This is a genomic window from Microcystis sp. LE19-131.1A, from assembly GCF_027532015.1.
In the GTDB taxonomy this organism is placed as follows: domain Bacteria; phylum Cyanobacteriota; class Cyanobacteriia; order Cyanobacteriales; family Microcystaceae; genus Microcystis; species Microcystis ichthyoblabe_A.
Genome location: NZ_JAPZSS010000252.1, coordinates 1 through 20,766, shown reverse-complemented (window position 1 = coordinate 20,766; position 20,766 = coordinate 1). Strand labels below are relative to the sequence as shown.

General features: G+C 43.1%; 19 protein-coding genes and 1 pseudogene. 7 read left to right on the top strand and 13 right to left on the bottom strand.

Going from position 1 to position 20,766, the window contains the following annotated elements; all coding sequences use genetic code 11:
• Position 1 precedes the first annotated feature (1 nt).
• The 5 genes from O9323_RS18300 to O9323_RS18280 form a co-directional block, all read right to left on the bottom strand.
• The gene (locus O9323_RS18300; protein ID WP_149108104.1) at positions 2-2,203 is read right to left on the bottom strand and encodes a GumC family protein; all 2,202 of its coding nucleotides are present in this window, start codon (positions 2,201-2,203) and stop codon (positions 2-4) included.
• A 113-nt stretch (positions 2,204-2,316) separates the two neighbouring features.
• A complete protein-coding gene (locus O9323_RS18295; protein ID WP_002773033.1) occupies positions 2,317-3,534 on the bottom strand; it encodes a polysaccharide biosynthesis/export family protein in 1,218 nt (405 codons plus the stop codon).
• A gap of 132 nt (positions 3,535-3,666) precedes the next feature.
• Entirely contained in the window at positions 3,667-4,413 is a 747-nt protein-coding gene (locus tag O9323_RS18290; protein ID WP_024970934.1) for a cyanoexosortase B system-associated protein, read from the bottom strand.
• Complete coding sequence (crtB, locus tag O9323_RS18285; protein WP_288125533.1) at positions 4,406-5,311, bottom strand: cyanoexosortase B; 906 nt, start codon at positions 5,309-5,311, stop codon at positions 4,406-4,408. The genes O9323_RS18290 and crtB overlap by 8 nt, the downstream gene beginning before the upstream one ends.
• Positions 5,312-5,348: 37 nt before the next feature.
• Positions 5,349-6,488 carry a DegT/DnrJ/EryC1/StrS family aminotransferase gene (locus tag O9323_RS18280; RefSeq protein WP_288125532.1) on the bottom strand — a complete coding sequence of 380 codons (1,140 nt, stop codon included), beginning with the start codon at positions 6,486-6,488 and terminating at the stop codon, positions 5,349-5,351.
• 149 nt (positions 6,489-6,637) lie between these two features.
• Here O9323_RS18280 and O9323_RS18275 point away from each other — a divergent pair, with 149 nt between their 5' ends.
• Positions 6,638-7,252, top strand: coding sequence for a molybdenum cofactor guanylyltransferase (locus tag O9323_RS18275; protein WP_287232700.1), 615 nt, complete (start codon positions 6,638-6,640; stop codon positions 7,250-7,252).
• Here the strand turns inward: O9323_RS18275 and O9323_RS18270 are convergent.
• The gene (locus tag O9323_RS18270; protein WP_288125531.1) at positions 7,205-8,470 is read right to left on the bottom strand and encodes a J domain-containing protein; all 1,266 of its coding nucleotides are present in this window, start codon (positions 8,468-8,470) and stop codon (positions 7,205-7,207) included. The two genes, O9323_RS18275 and O9323_RS18270, sit on opposite strands and share 48 nt — an antisense overlap.
• Before the next feature lie 105 nt (positions 8,471-8,575).
• On the opposite strand from O9323_RS18270, the gene O9323_RS18265 reads away from it, so the two are divergent.
• Positions 8,576-9,127, top strand: a complete 552-nt coding sequence (locus O9323_RS18265; RefSeq protein ID WP_002737956.1) for a ferric uptake regulation protein — start codon at positions 8,576-8,578, stop codon at positions 9,125-9,127.
• 4 nt (positions 9,128-9,131) lie between these two features.
• On the opposite strand, the gene O9323_RS18260 is transcribed toward O9323_RS18265, so the two are convergent.
• Entirely contained in the window at positions 9,132-9,554 is a 423-nt protein-coding gene (locus O9323_RS18260; RefSeq protein ID WP_002755684.1) for a SufE family protein, read from the bottom strand.
• A 349-nt stretch (positions 9,555-9,903) separates the two neighbouring features.
• Positions 9,904-10,656, bottom strand: a complete 753-nt coding sequence (locus tag O9323_RS18255) for a glucosaminidase domain-containing protein (RefSeq protein ID WP_002755682.1) — start codon at positions 10,654-10,656, stop codon at positions 9,904-9,906.
• Between the two features lie 334 nt (positions 10,657-10,990).
• Between O9323_RS18255 and O9323_RS18250 the strand changes: the two genes are divergently transcribed.
• Together O9323_RS18250 and O9323_RS18245 are read left to right on the top strand one after the other, a co-directional pair.
• Complete coding sequence (locus O9323_RS18250; protein WP_288125530.1) at positions 10,991-11,635, top strand: DUF3782 domain-containing protein; 645 nt, start codon at positions 10,991-10,993, stop codon at positions 11,633-11,635.
• 67 nt (positions 11,636-11,702) lie between these two features.
• Positions 11,703-11,819, top strand: a pseudogene (locus O9323_RS18245) (Uma2 family endonuclease); the annotation flags it as partial.
• Between the two features lie 27 nt (positions 11,820-11,846).
• On the opposite strand, the gene O9323_RS18240 reads toward O9323_RS18245, so the two are convergent.
• Entirely contained in the window at positions 11,847-12,074 is a 228-nt protein-coding gene (locus tag O9323_RS18240; RefSeq protein ID WP_002737694.1) for a DNA-directed RNA polymerase subunit omega, read from the bottom strand.
• 1,155 nt (positions 12,075-13,229) lie between these two features.
• Between O9323_RS18240 and O9323_RS18235 the strand changes: the two genes are divergently transcribed.
• Both O9323_RS18235 and O9323_RS18230 read left to right on the top strand, forming a co-directional pair.
• Positions 13,230-14,675: an Ig-like domain-containing domain gene (locus tag O9323_RS18235; protein WP_149108098.1), complete on the top strand. Its 1,446-nt coding sequence runs from the start codon at positions 13,230-13,232 to the stop codon at positions 14,673-14,675.
• Positions 14,676-14,800: 125 nt separating this feature from the next.
• Positions 14,801-17,038, top strand: a complete 2,238-nt coding sequence (locus O9323_RS18230) for an FUSC family protein (protein ID WP_288125529.1) — start codon at positions 14,801-14,803, stop codon at positions 17,036-17,038.
• Positions 17,039-17,067: 29 nt separating this feature from the next.
• On the opposite strand, the gene O9323_RS18225 is transcribed toward O9323_RS18230, so the two are convergent.
• The 4 genes from O9323_RS18225 to O9323_RS18210 all read right to left on the bottom strand — a co-directional run bounded on the left by O9323_RS18225 (position 17,068) and on the right by O9323_RS18210 (position 20,629).
• On the bottom strand, positions 17,068-19,140 hold the full coding sequence (locus O9323_RS18225; protein WP_069475606.1) for an AAA family ATPase: 2,073 nt from the start codon (positions 19,138-19,140) through the stop codon (positions 17,068-17,070).
• 72 nt (positions 19,141-19,212) lie between these two features.
• Positions 19,213-19,389 (bottom strand): hypothetical protein, encoded by a 177-nt coding sequence (locus tag O9323_RS18220; protein ID WP_002740601.1) that lies wholly within the window; start codon positions 19,387-19,389, stop codon positions 19,213-19,215.
• A 101-nt stretch (positions 19,390-19,490) separates the two neighbouring features.
• Positions 19,491-20,081 (bottom strand): 3-isopropylmalate dehydratase small subunit, encoded by a 591-nt coding sequence (gene leuD / locus O9323_RS18215; RefSeq protein WP_024970544.1) that lies wholly within the window; start codon positions 20,079-20,081, stop codon positions 19,491-19,493.
• A 104-nt stretch (positions 20,082-20,185) separates the two neighbouring features.
• The gene (locus O9323_RS18210; RefSeq protein ID WP_149108096.1) at positions 20,186-20,629 is read right to left on the bottom strand and encodes a class I SAM-dependent methyltransferase; all 444 of its coding nucleotides are present in this window, start codon (positions 20,627-20,629) and stop codon (positions 20,186-20,188) included.
• Between the two features lie 92 nt (positions 20,630-20,721).
• Here O9323_RS18210 and O9323_RS22770 point away from each other — a divergent pair.
• Positions 20,722-20,766: helix-turn-helix domain-containing protein (locus tag O9323_RS22770; protein WP_353737100.1), on the top strand; the 45-nt coding region annotated here is incomplete at its 3' end.

Here is a 20,766-nt window from a genome sequence, read left to right as displayed (position 1 = left end):
TTTATACCTCCACCTTCACTTCCTCTGTCTCTATTTGTCCTCGTGTTGGGGGAACTATCAAAGGCGGCAGTCCTGGTTCGGCGGTGTTGAGAGTCGGTGTAATATCGACGTAGTTAATCACCGCCCCTAAAATTTTCACTTCCGCTTCTGTTAACTGGTCAGTTGCTTCACTCAAGAGACTAGAACGAGTTATGGGCGGGCGCGTTACCAGAATAATCCCGTCCGCTAGTTCTTCTAAGAGCAGCGCATCATTACAGCTAGACAGAGAAGGAGTATCGACAATCACCAGATCGAAACGGCCGCTAGAATCTTTGAGAATCAATTGTAATTCGCTCGATTCAATGATAGCTGCCGCTTGTTTTTGCGGACCGGGACTAGGCAAAATGGAAAGGTTTTCTATATTTGGGGCCAGCCGGATCGATTTACTTTTTGCCCCGTAGTAAAGTAGGGGTTCTCGGAAAGAATTGGGATCGGGAGTGACTCCGATTTCTTCGGACTTAGAAGGACTTCTCAGATCTCCTTCGACTAACAGAGTCCGTCGGCCCGCTAAAGCCGCGGCGATGGCCAGATTATAGGCAGTGGCGGTTTTCCCCTCTCCGCCAGTAATACTGGTGACAACAACCACTTTCACCTTTTCGCTGCCGCCAACAAGTCGCAGGGTACTGCGTAAACGTTCGTAGTAGGGGAGATAATTGGCATTAGCATCGGCGAGAATCGGATCGATTTCCTCGCCCTCTAAATTCCGGACAATGGGCAATTGTCCCAAGAGTAGTATATCCTGACTAACCAAAGCTTCCCGCAATTCTTGGGGACTGTGCAGGCGATCATCGATCACTGCTAACAGCAGGATCACACCCAATCCGGCTAAAGTTCCCAAACCAGCACCCGCCAAGAGAATCAAGAGACGATTCTTGCGGTTAAACACCTGTTCGATCGGTTCAGCGACCGGCGGTTGGGCGACGGTGAGACTACCCACGGTTTCCGCTTCTGCAGCCTGAGCATCCACCAGCGCATTGAGAATATTCTCGTAGATGCCCCTTTGAAAGGCGACGGCTTGGGTTAAACGAGCTTGCTGTAGCTGTTTATCGGGGAATTTCTCGTATTGGGAGCGTAATTGCTGTTCCTGAGTCACTAAGGATTCTAATTGTTTCATCAAACCCTCGCGCTGAGTTTGCAGGGCGACTAATTGACCCGCTAGTTGTTGACGGGCGGCATCGAGATTACTTTGCTGACGGATGCGATTGCTGGGAAGAGAGGTCAGGACACCATCTTTTCCGATCACCTCGGCGGCTCTTTTTTGTAAGAGAGATTCGTTAACTTCCTGTTGCTTGCGTAATTTAACTACGGCGGGATGTTCGGGACGTAAATCCTTCTCTAGTCGCTCCAATTGGGCCTCTGTGTCCAAGATCTGCGCTCGGATACTGGCAATAATCGGGTCGGCACTAAGGGCTGAGGAGGTGTAGGCCTGATCGGGGGTTAAATCGAGTTGTTTACTCAGACTATCAATTTGTCCTTGAATGCCTTGCAGTCCTAGACGAATTTCTCGCTGTTGCTGTTGACTACTGGTGATCGCGGCGAATAAACTCCCATCTTGAATGGCCAGTAAATCTGAACCCTGGCTACTAATGTAGCGATAAAATTTTTCTTCGGCTCTGGTTAAATCTTTTTGGACTTCGTTAAGCCGGACACCGAGAGCTTCTATGCGGGCGCGTAACTGGGAAGTATTAATCCAGCGACTGTATTCCACCATTTCCTTCATCAAGGTTTCGAGAATTAACTCCGCCTTGGCCCGGGAGTCGGCCGTTAACTCTAAAAGTATCTCTTGGGGTTGATCGCTATTATTTTTTCCCTCCGCTTCACCCGGGAAGGTGATTTTTAAATCTTGATCGCGAATTTTAACGAGCTGTTCTTGATTAAATTGCAATTTTTTGGCTGTATTGATCAATACCCGGGGAGATAGCAGTAAATCGCGATCGATAGCCCGTCCTTGTTCTTGCAGTTGGGTTCCCGTACTGGTAAAAGCTGGCGGCGGTACCCGATAGGCTAGTTGTCCCACCGCCCGATAAAATGTGGGGGGTTTCTCCGGATCGGGGAGGAGAGCAAAGATCGCAGAACCACCTAAACAGACGAGGAACACGAATATTCCCACAAATTTGTTCTGATCTAGCGAGATGAGAAATCGTTTAACAATTGGTAGAGCCATAGCTTTTTAATATATTCCCAGATTTTTTACATTTTAGCGGTCAAGAGTTATTCTCGTCCTTGAAATCCTAGCTTATGAAGTTGTGTTAAGGAGTGAAGGGAGCAAGTTGCACCTCAATTATTGAAGTTATTGAATTGATTGCCAAAGTCGAGAATTGTATTGGTAAAACTGGAAATATCCCGAATGGGTTGGGTAATGATATTAAAAGCGGCGAAAATTTCCCCTAATAGGGTGCGGGTGACGATAATTACGTCTTGATCTTCTAAGGGAATATTTTGGGAGATATCTCCCCTAACTGCCGCTATCGGACTCAAAGTTTGACTAACAATTCCCCCTTTGGCACTGTCAAAACGTAGCAGGGACACTTCATTGACATTAATCCGCAGGCGATCGGAAACCGGTAAACTAGCCACCACATCGAGGAAGGTACTGCCATTAGGAATCGAAACATTTCTCAGGGAAATTCCCGAAGGAATTGAGGGAGCTAAAACCCTGACGGTAATATTCTGCTGGGCGAGGGTGGTTCTAGCCACCAATGTGCGATTATATCCCGTTTCTTGGCCCACTTCTAACTTGGAAACAACCACGGCATCACCTCCTTGCAGACGCAGATCTGGTAAGCGTTCCCCCTTAATCAAGGGAGTATAAAGGTCAAGTTTCTCCTCTAACACTGTACCATCGACTAAAACCCGACGGACAAGGATCGAACGCAGATCGGCTCTGGGAGTGCCACCACCCGCTGCCAAAATTACCTGTACTAGGGAAGTATTAGGAGCAATACTATAAAACCCCGGTCGCTGGACCTCTCCCAGAATGGTCAACTGGACGGGACGGGCAGTGGTTAGAACAGCAATGACTTCTGGTTCCTCCCGCAAGTATTTTCGCCCCAATTCGAGGCGGATTTTAGTTTGCACTTCGTCTAAAGTCAAGCCGAGTACCGGAATGCGGCCTAAAATCGGCACTAGAAAATTCCCATCGGGATCCACCGGACTTGCGGAATTAAATTCGGGAAAATCAGGAACCGAGACAGTAATTTGATCGCCTATATCGAGTCGATAGGTCTGAATTTGTCGGGATTGGGGATTATTGGGAGAGTAAACCGGTGGACTGTAGCCAGCGGGGGGAATCGTGTTTTCAGGAAAGGTGGGATTAGGCGGTTCGGGGGGCAAAAATTCTAACCCAGATCCGGGTTGAGTCTGGGGAATGGACAAAGGACCCTGGGCCTTGAGGCTCTCGGAGGGAATTACCCATAAGAACCCTGTCAGACTAAACCCTGATAAGGCTATGGCCCCGGTTCTGAATAAACCAACTGGCAAAAACTTGTTGAGCATTGGTGGAATCATACAGATATATCAATTTATTTTCTGAGAGTTATCTAGTGGGAGAGGAACAAAGAAGCTATTAAGGACTAGAAAAGTGCCTTGAGCTAGTTTTTTTTAAACAGATAGTTGGGAGCAGAAAAACTACTTTTCTTTTTTGGTCTCAGGCAGAGAAGTTAATTGACTTAAGACATTTTGTTCTAAGTAATTCTGCACTTCCGTGGCGAGATTGAGAGCAAAGGGAGTGAGAGTTTGCAGTTCTTTCATCGGTTCTAAGGGAATCAGCAAGGAAACGGCTATCCAGGGTACTCTTTGTCTTTTTAATTGCGCCCATTGGTCAAGCCAATACCACACCGAGGGATCGTAATGACCACCACCTAGCCAAGCATACCATTGCACCACGGCAAAAGTGCTTTGTGTCCAAGCCCGATAGAATCTAGCCGTGGCCTTTCCTCCTGACTGGGTGGGAATTGATAGCTCGGTTGTTTCCCCCTGATTCCAACGACCAATAGAAGCGATATCGGACCATTCTACTCTTGGTTGACTTTTATAGTAAACCTGTGGCTTTAAAAGCACGGTGATCCTCTTGCCCTCAGGACTTTCCACCACTTGTACCGACCATTTTCCCTCACCAATTTCACCTTGGCTCCGGTCGGTGGTTTTCAGGTCAGAGAGCTTGATTCCCGATTCTTGTAGGGCCAGCATTTTCTGAATATTACCGATTCTCGGTTGATCCAGCCAAGACCACTGGCCAGAAATTAAATTGGGTAAGATACCCCCTAAAATCAAAATCAGCAGCAAGCACAACAGCAGTAAATAATTACCCGGTAGCTTTTTTTTGATTTTATCTAACACTAAACTTACCTCGTCCGGAATTTTTCGACTAATCATCCTGGTTAACTTCCTCTTGAGCCAGGGACTGTTTCCTGACTACCTCGTGATACTGCATGATTTGGAAGACCAAAAAGATCAGTAACAACATCAAGACGGAGTATAAATCGCCCCCCCAGCCATCGTGGAATAATGTAAAGTTTTCCTCCTGTCCTGTGCCGTGAAACCAAGCTAAAAGCGCGTTACGAATGATGTTAGCTCCGACACTAATTCCAAAGGCACTAAGGAGCATAAAGCGGGTTTTACGGCCGTTTTCGATAGTATCAGTCCAATGGAGTAGCAGCAGCGTGAAGTAGAGACTGGTAAATAACATTTTCAGCCCCGCACAGTAGGGAGCGATTTCCACCGTCCTACCTTCTACCGCCACATAAATACCGTCAACGGAGACATCTAGGCCCGCTTGCTGGAGAATAAAACCAGAGCAAGCAGCAATAAAAACCTGTAGGGGTAGAGTATAAGGAGCGATCAGGTAGGGGATAGGATTAGGAGTCGCTAAGGCTGTTAAAAGTAGGGGAACTCCCTGTAATTTAAAACCTTCCCTTCCTTTTAACCAGAGACAGATTCCCGCTAAAATAATCGGAAAAGACATACTAACCCAAAGGGAGGAACCGAGGAGATACAAAATCGCTCCTAGGGTTAACAAAAACGCTCCGAGGGGGTAGGAGCGATCTTCGAGGCGTTGCCATTTTTTGCGATTCTGCCAGACAATATAGGCGGCGTAGGGAAGGCCGATCAAGCCGTGGCTAAAGTACTCGTGTTCGGTGCTGATCGATTTATTCAGCCAACCATCGTACCAGTGAAAGATCACCGGACCATAGATAACCGCCAAGAAACCGATCATCAGCCAAGATTGCCGATTTTTCTGGGAGACGGTGGATAAGGAAGGACTAATACCCATAGGACAGAGCGATTTAGTGACAAATTCTGAATTTATGTTACCCGATGATCGCAGTGATCTGTTCAACCACGATGGCAATTTGCTCCTCCCGGATGCCGGGGTACATGGGGAGAGAGACAATTTCTTCACAGAGAGTCTCTGCATTGGGAAAGTCTCCCTGTTGATAACCCAGGTAGCGATAGGCCGGTTGTAGATGACAAGGAATCGGATAATGAATGCCAGTTTGAATACCGACGGCAGTTAATTGTTCTTGTAGTTGTTGGCGATCAACGGGACAATGGGGGAGGAGGCGAATAACGTAGAGATGATAGACATGACCAGTCTCGGTTTCGTCTCTTATGGGTAAAATGCCCTTATCGGCTAAAGGAGCCAACAGCCAATCATATTGTCTTGCCGCTCGCTGACGGGTCTGATTCCAGCCTTCCAGATGGGGTAATTTAATGTTTAAAATGGCGGCTTGTATGCTATCCAAACGGCTATTAGTGCCGATATCGGTGTGGAAATACTTGCTTGGTGCGCCATAATTTCTTAAACTGCGGGCTTTTTGGCTAATTTCAGGATCATTGCTCACTAACATTCCGCCATTGCCAAAAGCGCCTAAATTTTTACTGGGATAAAAACTAAACCCCGCCGCCACACCGATGCTGCCGGCGCGATAACCTTCTCTACTGGCTAAATGGGCTTGGGCCGCATCTTCAAAGATAATCAGACTATGGCTGCGGGCAAAATCCTGTAATTGTTGGGGTGATACCATCTGTCCGTACAGGTGTACTGGGAGAATGGCGCGGGTGTTGGGGGTAATTTTTTGGGCGGCCGCCGCAAGGTCAATTAAGGCCGTCTCGAGGTGACAATCAACTAAAATCGGTTTGGCTCCCGCTTGAATAACACCCATGAGGGTGGCGACAAAGGTATTAGCGGGGACTAGCACTTCATCCCCGGCACCGATGCCGTAAGCTTGTAAAGCCAGGGCAAGAGCAGCAGTGCCAGAAGCTACTCCCACAGCATACTCGACTCCGCAAGCTTGGGCGAAGGCGGTTTCAAATTCGGCTAAAGCTTGGCCTAAAACAAAATCTCCCCGGTCGATAACTGTTTGGATTGCCTTGGTAATTTTTGCTTGTAGGGGCTGATTTTGCCAAGTTAAATCAACAAAGGGAACTTTGATTAAATGGGAATTCATCTATTGCTTATTTAGGGAGACATTATTAATTGTCAAGAGACTAGCATAGGTTTGAGCAAGTTGCCTAGATTTGTAGGCTCTCTTGTTCTTTCTGTCTTTTTCTTTGTGTTTTTTGTGCCTCTGTGGTTTATCCTTTAAAACTGGTTATTATGAGTGATTTTCCCGCTTTAACGGCGTTAATTCTGGCTGGTGGTCAAAGTTCCCGCATGGGACGAGATAAAGCATTGTTATCTTTTCAGGGTGTCTCTTTTCTAGAGAATATCTGTTTAATTGCCCAAGATTGTGCAGTACAAGTGTCTGTGATTACGCCTTGGCCAGAACGTTATGAACTGATCATTCCCCAATGCTGCCAAATAATCAAGGAACCTCTCCCCACTAGGGGGCCTTTATTGGCCTTTGCCTTGGGATTAACTTTTGTATCAACCGATTGGGTTTTATTACTCCCTTGTGATTTACCTTTACTCAGGTCTTCAATTATTCAAGAATGGTCAAGATTATTAGCCACTGTACCAGAAAATGCTATGGCTTCGGTTCCTCGGTGCGGCAATCGTTGGGAGCCTCTCTGTGCTTTTTATCATCGTCGTTGTTTAGCATCTTTGCAGACTTATATTAAGCAGGGAGGCACTTCTTTTCAAAAGTGGTTAAATGCCGCTGTGGTGGAGGAATTAATTATCGATAATTCCGAGATTTTATTTAACTGTAATACCCCAGAAGATTTAGAGATAATAATAAACTACCCAGATATTAACCGTAAGAAAACCTAGCACAAAAGGGAGTAAAAGTAAAGATATCGGCGAAGAAATATTGGATAAATGGCGATAACCATAGTAGAGAATTCCGGTTAGATAACCGCCAGTTACACCGATAATTGCGCCGATAATATCGCCATTTATGGATAAATAGGAAGTGAGCCAAATGACGAGGGAAAAGGGCAAAATTATTAAGCCACCTAAAAATATATCCCCGACGATACTACCATATTTATTACTTAATTTTCTGCCCAAACAACTAGATAAAGTCAGAATAATAAAAGGAAATACTGCCCAGCCTAATAACAGTAAAAACTCGGATTTAACTGTCCAGTTTTGCCAAGTCAAAGCGATAAAAAAACTGCTGATTATTGCCGCAAATACCCCCGTAGCCAAAGCCTGATTACGGTTAAGCTTTAAAAAAGACTCTGCTAAACCAGTCTTGGGTTTGAGCAAAGATAAAAAAGAGATTTTCAGCAAATTAAAAACAATAAAAAGAGTTTTTGACCACTTAATTGATTGCTGTTGTCGATAACTTTTATGAGAGTCTCTTAACTTATTAGCAATGGCATGATAGCGGCGAAAATTTCCCTGTTGCTTAAATTTCTTGGCTGCTATTTGGAAATCTTTTCGTGCTGCTGGCAGTTCCGAGAGTTCCTCTAGAGCCAATCCTCTTTGATAATAGAATTGGGGATTATTTGGGTCAATGGCGATTGCTTTGCCATAAGCTTCTAGGGAGGATTGGGTGTAACCGAGTCGTTGACGGGATAAACCGAGGTAATAGTAAGCTTGGGAACAATCGGGTTTTAACTGCAAAACTTGCCGACAATCGCTTAAAACTTGCCTATCCTGCTGATTATGGTAGTAAACTTCCGCCCGCTGCAGATAGGCCTGCCAAAATTGCGGATTAATTGCGATCGCTTGCTGGTAAAATGCGATCGCTAATTGATAATTTTTCTCTTGAGCGTAGTGCCATCCCTGTTGATAAAAATCCTCGGCACTACGGTTAAAAGTGGGTATTTCTGGGGATAAACTGCGATCATACTCTTTTCTTTTGTCTTTATCGCTCAAAACCCGATAAGCTTGTTCAATTTCGCGAAATTTTGTCACTGCCTCTGGATCATTGGGATTATAATCGGGGTGATATTGCCGGGCCAGACGACGAAAAGCGGCTTTTATCTGATTATTACTGGCATTACGGGGAATTTGGAGGATTTCATAGTAATTTTTCATACTTGAATGGGGGGAGAATTTTCAACTACTGAAAACTGTTGCCAATGGCTCGCCGAAACGACTATCATTGTCAATTAAATAGCTTTTATTGAGAGTCGATCGCTTATGTCTGCCTACACTGCCTCCTCCCTGAAAGCGGAACTCAATGCGCGGGGGTGGCGCTTAACTCCCCAGCGAGAGAAAATTCTGCACGTTTTCCAGAATTTACCGAAAGGCAATCATCTCAGTGCCGAAGAATTGCAGGAATTACTGGACAAAAGGGGGGAAGGAATTAGTTTATCGACGATTTACCGCAGTGTTAAACTAATGTCGCGGATGGGAATTTTGCGGGAGTTGGAATTGGCCGAGGGTCATAAACACTACGAACTCAATCAACCCTATCCCCACCACCATCATCATTTGGTCTGTATTCAGTGTAATAAAACCATCGAATTTAACAATGATTCCATTCTCAAACACAGTCTCAAACAGTGTGAGAAAGAGGGTTTTCAGTTAATTGACTGTCAGCTAACGGTGATGGCCATCTGTCCGGAAGCTTTGCGGATGGGTTGGCCGTCGGGAATACCGAGTAATTGGGGTTGCACCCGTTCGCTGGTGGATACTCGTTTCCAAAACTGCGAGATTCCCGAATCAAAGGAACCGGAACCAGAAAACTAGACATCTAAGCGGACATTCCCAACTGAAAACCGAGAGCTTTTTTCTGCATTAATTGGAAAATATTATAAAATCCGTTGGCGCGGGAAGGGGTAAGACTGACTTTTAAACCGGTTTCTTCGATAAAATCCGGGGTGACTTGCAGGATTTCCGAGGGAGTCAGTCCATTTAACCCCTCGATTAACAAAGCCACTAAACCTTTGACTAATTGCGCGTCGGAATCGCCTTTGTACCAAACCTGGCCATTTTCGATGTCGGCAGTGATATAAACTTGGGATACACAGCCCTGGACTTTATTAGTGGGTATTTTGGCAGATTCTGGTATTGGTTCTAGTTTTTTAGCAAAAGCTAGTAATTGTTCGTATTTTTGCTTAGGATCGGTACGACGTTTGAGGCGTTCGACGATGCGATCGAGATTAGACGGGAGCATATTGCGAGTTAAAATAGGAAAAAATTAGCCAATAGCTTTTTTATATTAGCATTCTTGCGGAAGTTGCGCGCTGTGGTTATCGCTGCCAGGACTACCTTGGTCAGAGCGCCTCGAGGCTATCTGCTAGAATTGGCATCAATGAAATACCACGCTTGCAGGAGCTATGGTTAACCTTTCCTACAATAAAAATCGCCTTCTTCCCAGTTCCGAAGAATGGGAGCATCTCACCTTTGTAACCCCTAAATCAGGTTTTTATGTCAAGCTATTTTGAAAGCCTTGCTAGAAACCAGTTTTAGGGACAAGTATAATTACTCGCTTGCATAAATGAGATGCTCCCCATATTATTTCCTCAATTTTGAGTTAGGGCAATTTTCGTCCATTCGTAAGTGTTCCATTCATCCATTGCCTCAGTAATGACCCTAGAGTAATAGTTGCATCGGCGCTGGGGTGGCGTTCCGTTCCCTTCCTCCGTATGGCAATATCCTGATTTTCCTAACTGGCAAGCTACTAAAGAACAGCTTTCTCGGATACTCATGCCGCGCTGGATGTTTTGTCGATATTCATCAAAAATGTAGCGGAGATCTTTGGGGTAGAGTCGGCCTTCTGAGCCATTCAAGTAGGTAATCCGACAGAGAAAATCAAAAAATTCAGGCTTACTTTTAAACTTGAAATAGCGGTTATCGTAGCGGCTAGATTCATCAAAGATAAGGCGATCTTCTCCTAAATTTTCGATGATTCGCACTGAGCCATCCCAAGCTTCATCGGGTTGACCGATTAACTGATAGGTTTCGACTCCGAAATCTTGACCATTCATGATTTGAGGAGGTTTTCGTCCCCAAGCTCCTACGAATTTGAGTCCGCAAAAGTTGTTGGCAAAATATCCGGTTCTAGTTAACCCAAATCCTGATTCATTAACGGCTTGACCGCCGAGAAAGGCTGCTGGTACGCCATATTTCCTTTCCATCTCGATACAGATGGGTTTAATCTCCTCCATAAACTGTTTTTTCATGGCTTCAGTCAGGGGAGAACCAGGATTGTAACAATTACCGTTTCTTCCCCTTTCTCGGTCTTCAACAGGAACAGGTGAAAACTTGATGTTCATTTTTATTCCTCAATTCGAGCGTTGTCAGAGAAATTGAAGCAGGCAGAAGGCAGATTTGAAGGTCTCAATCCTATATTCTTGCACTAACATCGGATTTTAACAGGTCAAAAGCCTTATTTTAAAAGGGTTTTACCATTATTCAGCCAGCCCTACTTAGTTTCATCTAAAATTAAGCTCTTTGAGCGTTGTAAATTCCATACATATTTTACCCCCCCGCACATTTGTCAAGTCTTTTAAATAATTCTTAATATTTATTTCCGTTTTGCTCTCTCGCTCTCGTCCGGCTTCTCGACGGAATCGCTAAAATGATCAGGGGTGTTTTAGAGGCAAGTCTATGAGTGAACCAGTAACTCTTGAGGATATTTACCAGCTATTCCGCGCTTCCGCCGAGGAATATGATCGCCGGGCTGCCCAATCCAAGGCGGAATATGATCGCCGGGCTGAGGAATATGATCGCCATAGAGTCGAAATAGAGAACCTCCTGGCCGAATCTAAACTAGAAAGCGATCGCTCGATGACAGAACTGAAACGCACCGTAGAACGAACCAGCAAAGCGGTAGATAGTCTGACCACTCGCTGGGGTCGATTTGTGGAAGAGTTGGTAGAACCGGCGGTTTTACGGCTTTTTCAGGAAAAAGGCATTGATATTAAAGAAGTTTATCCCCGTGCTAGAGTCAAACGTCAGGGCATCGCCATGGAAATTGATATCCTAGGGGTGGATGATACCGATCTCGTGGTGGTGGAATGTAAATCGAGATTATCTCAAGATGATGTAGATGAATTTATTGAAAAATTGACTCGTTTTAAAATCGCTTTTCCCCATTATCAAAACTATCGAGCCTACGGTGCAGTGGCAGGAATTGAAATCAACGAGGGAATCGATCGCTATGCTTATAAAAAAGGTCTATTTGTGATTAAACCCTCCGGGGATACGGTGGCTATTATTAATGATGCCGACTTTCAACCGAATACTTGGTAATTTCCCTAGTCAAAACAATCGCTATGGTTAACCTTTCCTACAATAAAAATCGCCTTCTTCCCAGTATCGAGAGGAAAGGGCGATCGCCGCTCAAGCAGGTTTAGCCAAACAGGAAGCGGAACAAAAAGCCCAACGACTAGCGGAAAGACTAAGAGCGCTGGGTATCAACCCCGATGAAGTTTAGGGGTTGCTCCCCAGCAATTTTAGGGGATTAATCGCGTAATAATTCCGGTTCGGTTAATTCGTCGGTCATTTCCATCAGAGCCCGTTGGACGGGTTTAATCATCGGGTCGTCGATATTTTCTACGGTATCGTAGCGGACCCGCTTGGCCCGTCTAGCGACCTGCACGACGATCGAGTAACGATTGCTGGCCACATTCATCAGTTTATCGGTGAGATAAATCATCTCGGAGGAGTCGAATTTAAACCGTTTGGACATAGTTATATTTAGCCTTCTCTGGTGAATTTGGCAGTTGTCACTGATAATAGGTTAGTGATCAGTTTTATTACTCAGTCCACCTTACCACATTTTGTCAACCTTAAGGATAGGGTCCTATTCCATCTAGATTGGATTTTGTCAACTACTTTTTACAAAACTTAAATCAATTTTATACAAGTTTAAAAATATACAAATAAAGAGATAATTTTTGAAATAAATAAACCCAAAAAAGGGACACCATTGCCGGGGCTGTAAATACACTTGAACACATAACTTCCCCCTCGATTTAGCTTCCGGTGATGCTATTCCCATGGCCTTGACAGTGCCGGCGATCGATGGTTAAAAATAAACAGATGCTGGATCCCCATCCAACATCCGCGTTCTAACTCTGCACACATTTTGCTAAGTCCTCATGATAAGTTAAAAAACGCTTCCTTTTTGGGGGCGTTTTTATTTATTCGATTGAAAAAACCGATGACAATCATTACTAAAGCTGATAAGAAAGTGGGGTGTGGGGTGTGGGGTGTGGGCTCAGCCGAACGGGTGTGGGGTGTGGGGTGTAGGGTGTAGGGTGTAGGGTGTGGGGAGAATAAATAAAATAATCTCCCGACTCCCGACTCCCGACTCCTGACTCCTGACTCCTGACTCCTATCTCCCGACTCCTGACTCCTATCTCCTGACTTCTAACCCAATTTTGGACAAAGATAAGTAAAAATTATTTATTGACCGTAAAAACTTGAGAATATTTAAATTAACATTCCGCAATATTTATAAATTCTTAAGAATTAATTGAGAAAGATTTTTATTTAACAACGATGTTCCAATGGTTACAGCGATTTGATAAAATTTCAGAATGGGTTGTTCTGTGCTTTTTTAGCCAGCAATGGTTGAAACCCTTGTCAAACCTAGAAGGTGATCCTATTTAAGACGGGTAAATTAGTCAATTTCACCCACAACGATGATCTTTTTTTTATGTAGTTTTATTGCAAAAAAAAAGTTTTTTTGACAAAAAGCACAAAGTATGATACAGGCGCAAGGTGTTTCTGGTTGCGAGTAATTATTGTAGAGGGGGGGGAGATGGGAGAATAAATAAAAGCAATCTCCTGACGACCGACGACCGACTACTGATAACTGACTCCTGATAACTGATAACTGATGAAAAGATTAGCTTGGTTCGATCGCTTAGTGTTAGCGAGTATTTTGGCTTTAATTGCCGCGATATCGTCGATTTTGATCCAGGGAAATCAAGTCCCGACCCGAGGGGAGAATTTTAGCTGGCAAGGGCGAAAAATCGGCGTTAGGGACAATTATTTTACTTTAAGTTTTAATCGACCGATTGACCGTTCCGATATAGAAACCAGCTTGGTGATCAATCCTCCCTTACCGGGTAAAATTAGCTGGACCGGAGATCGCTTGACCTATACTTTGACGGAATTGCCCATCTACGGCAAGAAATATCAAGTAAAGTTACCCATTGCCCAAGGTGAGGACTTTATCGGCGAATTTTACAGCCATGATCGAGCTTTTGCCTATATTGGAGTCAACCAAGAGGAAAGAGGCCGTTTAATCGTCTGTAATATCATTCAGGGGGCAAATAAGGTCACAGAACTGAAAAAAACCATCCTTACCCCTGGGGATCTAGTGGTCACGGATTTTCAAATCTATCCGAGGGGGGATAGAATTTTATTCTCGGCCTTCGATCGTTCTGACTTAGGACGAGATACCCCAAAACAGCAACTTTACACAATTACCACGGGTTTAAATCATGACGAAAATAGTCAAAATTTGCCTAGTGGTCGTATAGAAAGGTTTTTAGACGCGAAAACCTATCAAAATCTGCGCTTTAATCTCTCAGATAACGGCAAAACCCTAATCGTGCAGAGAATCAATCACGGGAATCCGGGGGATGCCAGTTTATGGGTAATCAGCGATGATGGACAATCGCGACCGTTAGGAATACAAGGGGATATTTTTTTACTATCTCCCGACGGTAAAAAAGCGGTTGTCAGTCAAACGGGAGGGGTAGCGGTGATTCCTTTGGATGTGCAAGGGGGAAAACCGCAATTTTTGCCCACCTACGAGAAAATACTCGCTTTTTCCCGGGATGGTCGCCAAAAACTCATGGTGAAATCGGAACCAGATAATCAGCGATCGCTATTTTTGCTCAATGATCAGGGAGAGTCAAGACTACTATTAAGAACAGCTAATCCGATTATTAGCTGTGAATTTGAACCGCGACAGGAAAAAACCCTTTACTGTCTGAAAAGCGATCTGGTTATGGGCAGCGATGGCAAGGTGAAAGAAGAACCATTTTTAGCGATTATTGAGCTAAAAACGGGTAAAATGATCCCCCTGCTGGCCTTACCTAATTATCGTGACGTGCAGATGAGTATGTCTCCCGATGGCGTGGCTTTATTATTTGATCAGTTAGCAACCATACCTTTTGGAGTCGGAAATGATTTAGTCACTGGGGAGGGGTCGAGTATTGCCGATGGTCGTCTCTGGTTATTACCGCTTCCTGATCAGTTCAGTCCCAATAGCATCCCGAAAATTTTACCTCAAGAACTCAACCCTGGTTTTAAACCCCGTTGGCTGCCCTAACACAGCAGAATTAAGGAGTTAGGAGTCAGGAGACAGGAGAGAAATCTTTCCCTAATCAGGTGACTCGGAGAATGCTGACTCCCGAAAACGAAAACCTCATACCTCACCATTAAGATAAGTGCTATATGCTACTTCAGCGATTTGCTTTTTTATTGCGTCCCAGTGGCGATATCGAGATCGAGCGGGGGATTCGGACTTTATTAGCCATCACAGTGCCGATTATTATCGGTGATATTTTAGATCGGTCAGAATTGGGGTTAATGGTCGGTTTAGCGGCTCAAACCTTGATTTTAGCGGATGTAGGGGGACTTTACTGCCTGAGAGCGAAAACCCTAGTCGCTACGACTATCGGGATGGCTTTAGCTTTGATTATCGGCACATTAGCCAGTGCTTGGCTAGGATTGACCGTAGTGATAGTTTTTTGCGGGTTGTTTCTAGCGGGTTATTTGACGGTTTACGGGGAAAATGGGGCGTTAGCTGGGGTAGTAATTAGTTTATTGCTGCTTTTGGCCGTTTCTTTGCCATCGGGAGATATGGTCGTCGCTTTACAACGGGCCGGAATCGCTGTGTTGGGAGGGGGATGGACAATTTTTTTAGCCCTGTTTATCTGGCCTTTTCGCCCTAATCAGCCTTTACGTCAGGTAACGGCGGAAAATTTTCAGGGTATCGCCACCTATCTCCGTTCTTTGCCTTTACACTCTCGTTCTAATGCTCATGAGGAGCCATATTTTGACCAAATTCGCCAGCTGTTGCTCCGTTCGAGGAAAACTGTCACCTTGACGCGTCGGGGACGTTGGGGAAAGAATGAGCTGCGGGAATTGTTAATCGTCTTGATTGAAGATAGCGATCGCATTAATACCAGCTTAATCGCGCTGCGAGAATTGCTTCATCTTCATCCCTTGCCACAACTGACCACGGTGGGTATTTTATTAGAAGATATTCTCGTGCAAGTGGCGGAAATTAGCGAAGATATTGCCGGGTTAATTTTGGGTAGAAATAAACGACCGGATTGTGAGCGCTTGCAGCTATTACTCAAGGCGATCGAGCAGCAAAAAAACCTGCAAGCTAAAGTTTTAGAAAATGCCCAGGATGATTATAGCAGTTATGTGGCAATTTCCCAATTAAATAATCGTTTAAAAAAATTATTTAAACAGCTAAAAATAGCCAGTGAAACAGCGCAACATTTGCGGCAAAGCGAGGAATTTCCAGATAAAAAAAATCCTTGGCAGCGGAACTTTGAAGGGATAGAAAAAGAGTACGGTCAAGAAAAAGCTTGGTGGGAACCATTAAAATCTAATTTTAATCTAGAATCGCCCCTATTTCGTCATGGTTTACGCCTGGGTTTGGGAAGTGCGCTAGGAGTTTTGATTTATAATAAGCTAGGAATTACCCATAGTTTTTGGATTGGTTTAACCTTAGTTATTGTGTTAAAACCAGATTTTAGCTTGACTTTTCAACGCTTTTTTAATCGGGTGTTTGGCACGATTTTAGGCTCGTTTTTTGTTTTGGCATTGTTGCCAATTATAGATAATTCGATCTGGTTAGAAATTATTGGGGTGATTTCTATAGCGATCGCTTTAGCTTTAGTGCGATTTCACTATAGTTTGGCAGTATTTTTTATCACAATTTTTGCTTTAATTATCAGTCGTCTCGATGCCAGCAATGACGGGATTAATTTAGAGTATATCAGAATAGTTTATACTTTAATCGGTAGTGCTTTAGCCTTTGTACTTTCCTTCGGTTTTTTACGGGTTAATGAAGATGAACGTTTTTCCCTCGCTGCCATTAAAGCATTAGAAGCTAATCAAATATTTTTTCAGTCAGTTATGGCAGTTTATTTAGGAGAATCATCCTATCAAACTGCAATTTTATCTTCCTATCGCAATAAAGCTCGACGAGCAAATACAACTATGCAAACGGCCTTACAACGATTAATTGACGATCCTAGCACACCCTTTCCACAAATGGAACCGGCAATCACTTTAAGTAATTATATTCCTCGTTTTGGTCGCGGGGTGACAGTTTTATTGACGGAATTGGAACAATATCGCGGTAGTCCTCCCCATCCTAATCTAAGTCTGTTCACGCAACAAATAACCCAAGCTTTGACGCAATTAACCCAAGCTTTGCAAGCAAATAATCCTCCTTCTCCCTTACCTTCCCTCGAAGATACTTTAGAAAATATCCTCGATCATTTGCAAGAATTGCGAGAGGAAAGGTTAGTGGAAATTGGCCATCAAAAAGAGGGAACTAATCTCCAGAAATATTTAGGGGATTATAATATTGTCACCACGGAACTTGTGGAATTATCCAGTCGCGTTGGGGTAATGAACACAGCAATTGATCGTTTTATTAGAAGTTAAAATCTAGTTATAACAACAGAATTTAGCAGTCAGGAGGAAAATCGATTAACTTCGATAATTTCCGTATATTCAAAATTATTAGGACTGCGTTTAACCAGAGAATAATCAACACCATGAAGATTAATTAAATCCTCTTGACAATCTGCTTTCGGAGAATTATAAACTAACACATATTCTTTACCAATATAGGGAGAAATCTCGGTTTCTACTTCTCCTCTCCATTGAGTTTTTGTCACTAAAACAACTAACTGATTGGCTAATTTAGGAATAGCGATCGCAACTTGCCGACGATAGATATGATCAAGACTACCAAAAGGGGAATCCATCACCAGAGGAAAAGTGCTGCTATCAATTCCCATCAAAGTATTTTTCTGACTCCATTCTCGCACTCGATCGATAATTCCCCCGATAAAAGATAAACTAAGAATCTGATTTTCTCCAGTAGAAGCTGCCACGGGAATTGCGAATCCTGTGGTATTTTCTAATAATCTTACCTCGTAATCGGGACTAATACGGGGAATATAGGGAGTAAAAGAAATTGAGCTAAAGATTTCCTGTACCCGTTTTTCTAAGGACAAACGAAACTGATTTTCTAATCTCTGTCTTACCTCACTAATGCGATTAATTGCCTCTTGAGTCGCTAAAATACGTCGTTGTCCTAAATTAGATTTTTCCTCTTTTTGTTGCTGTTTTTGTACCTGTTTTTGCAGGGATTCTAACTCTTTTTCATAGATATCTAGTTGATTTTTATTGCTGCCCTGTTCCAAGCGTAAATCTTTTAGGGAATCCTCGATCGCATCTAAGCGAGATTGCAGATTTTTAATATCTTCATCGGGATAATGGCGAAATTTATCCCGCACTTCATCTAATTCTGATTCTACTAAAGATAATTCTAAGCGCCACTGGTGAATATTAGCTTGATAATTATCCACTTCTTGCCAAAAATCTAAGACTTTTTTATCCATTTCTTTGACTGTGGAAGATAAGCGAATGGCTGCTTCTTCTACATCGGCCATTCCTGCTTTATTCATCCAATCTTGTACCTGTAAATAAGCTTGGCTATTTTCCTGTAATTCCTGACCACAAATACATTTTTTCCCCTCTAATAATTGTTGGACAAATTGCTGTTTGATACCACTGGGTAATTCCCCTTGTTGTCGTAGGCGATCGATTAATTGCTGAAAATTTTGATTAATTTCTTTTAAAAAGACTTGATAAGCTTGCTGAGAAATTAATTTCTTTAACTTATCCTTAGTTCTGACTAAATCTTGCCGCAGATTTCTTTCCTGTTGTTCTAATTTTTCTTTTAACTGTTTTAATTCCTCGGCACCACTTAACTCTAGTAAGCGATTAGTCACGGCTTTTTTTAATTCTTCTTGCTGGGATAACTGGCTAATAATATCCTGCTGACGCTGTTTTAATTTCTCGAAATCCTGCTCAATTTTACTTTCCTGTTTTAATAACTTTTTTAAATCCGATTCCCCTAAATCTTTAAGCTCATCTTGTAAAGATTTCTTAGCTTTTTTTAAATGCTCGATCGCTCGATCTAATACTTTAACTCCCAATAATTCTTTTGTATCTTCGGCGATTTTACCTTGGCTACTACTACGAAATTGATGATCGATATATTCCCCATCAAAAAAGAAATAACGGTGTAAACTTTCGGGTAAAATTTGATTAATAATATCCTCCGCTGGTTGATTGGGTGTGTACCAATTACCATCATCACCAGCGTAGAGCATATATAAACTATTTGAACCGTATTTAATCTTACTATTTACATCTTGGTAGGCGAAAAATTTTCGTTTTACCTGATAGCGTTTATTTTCATGTTCAAAGTTTACTTCCGCGGAACATTCTATGGAGGTTCCCGTTGTTACTTCGGTAATTGCCCGTTTATTAACTAATAACTCTGGTTCGGCAAAAGCTGCTGTAAATTTTTCATAAAGAACCCAGGTACAAGCATTTAAAATTGTTGTTTTTCCTGCCCCATTATTGCCATAAATTACCGTCGTATTGCGAGAACTCGCCGCTAAATGTATCTCAGGAGTCTTACCATAAAATTGTCGAAAATTACATAACTTTATTGATAGTAGTTTCATATTTATATGGAGGGGATGATGGGGAAGTTTTTTCAGTAAACCGATAACTGATAACTGATAACTGATAACTGATTATTGAATTACTTCTTTAATAATTGTTAAAACATCATCATTGATATTGCGAGGATTGCGCTGGTATAACTTATCTCTTTCCAATTTTAAAACGCGATCGATGATTTTTCGCACATCTTCGGGAGCGTTTAAAATCGGTTCTTGGATATTTTGGAGATTATTATCAGAATTAGTCATAGGGCAGATTTTTTAATATTTACAGCTGCTGCATCTCCAACAAAATCCTTGCCGGGGTACGTTAATCTATTGCTAACGCACCCTCAGCCTAGATTGTTTCCCTAGACGAAACTTAAATAGGGTAACTTTTGCACGGTAGATTGAATCAGATCGAGATTTTGTAACAGCTGTCCGCAGGTATCCCAACCCCCTTCTATTAACATCTGTCGGGAACCTTCATTCATAGACACGGTAGCGACAAAATCCCCCCATTCCACTGTCATGGTTGTCAAGGAAAGATCGACGGGAATTTCGGGATTAGCGGCAATTAAATCCTGTAAATGGGTGATGGTTTTTGCCTCAGCAGTGACACAGGGAACCCCATTAGCGATACAATTGCCAAAAAATATTTCGGCGAAACTTTCCCCGATAATTGCTTGAATTCCCCAACGTAAAATCGCTTGCGGTGCGTGTTCCCGAGAAGAGCCACAACCAAAATTACCATTGACTACCAGAATTTTCGCCCCTTGGTACTGGGGTAGATCGAAAGGATGACTCCCCTGTAAAGCGGCTCGATCATCAGCGAACACTTGTTCGCCTAAACCTTCAAAGGTGATACAACGCAAAAAACGAGCCGGAATAATGCGATCGGTGTCAATATCGTTGCCTCGCAAGGGTAAAGCTCGTCCAGAGATGGTTTTAACTTGACTCATGATCTTTTTCTAACTTTTACTAGCAGTGATAAAAAAGGTGGTTGCATCTTGCCATACCCCCTGATCGGTGGCATTTTTCTCGATTTCTCGGCGATAATTGTTCACTAGAGTCGCAATTTCGGCAGCCGATAGGCGATCAAACCGCCTTTTTTTAACCATTGATACCATTTTGCCAGCACTTGCGGGATATCGGGGAAAAGTGCAATCGCCAGAGAACAGGTAATCAGATCGAAACTAGACTCGGCAAAGTCAATGGCAGCTATATCAGCGTTAATTAGGTCAATATTCTCGATATTTAATGCTTCTAGCTTTTTTTCGGCTCTGGCAATCATTTCCGGCGTGAAATCAACCCCGATGACACTTTTTACTTTTGGGGCAATTGCGACCGCTATAAATCCCGTTCCCGTTGCCACGTCTAGCACAGATTGGCTTTTTTGTAAATAGAGATAATTTACTAATTTAAGGGCGCGAGCTTGCGTAAAATCGTTATCGTAATCGTGACGACGGGCATAAAAATCAATCACTTGACGCTGATAATCGTTGCTCATCGAAAATTTTGGGTCTGAAACCCCGTCGTTCTACGACGGCTTTACTGTTAAATATGAGCATCGTTTACGAAATATATGCTAAAATGTGAGGTATGGAAAAAGCCTATTCGTTTCGATTTTACCCCACACCCGAACAA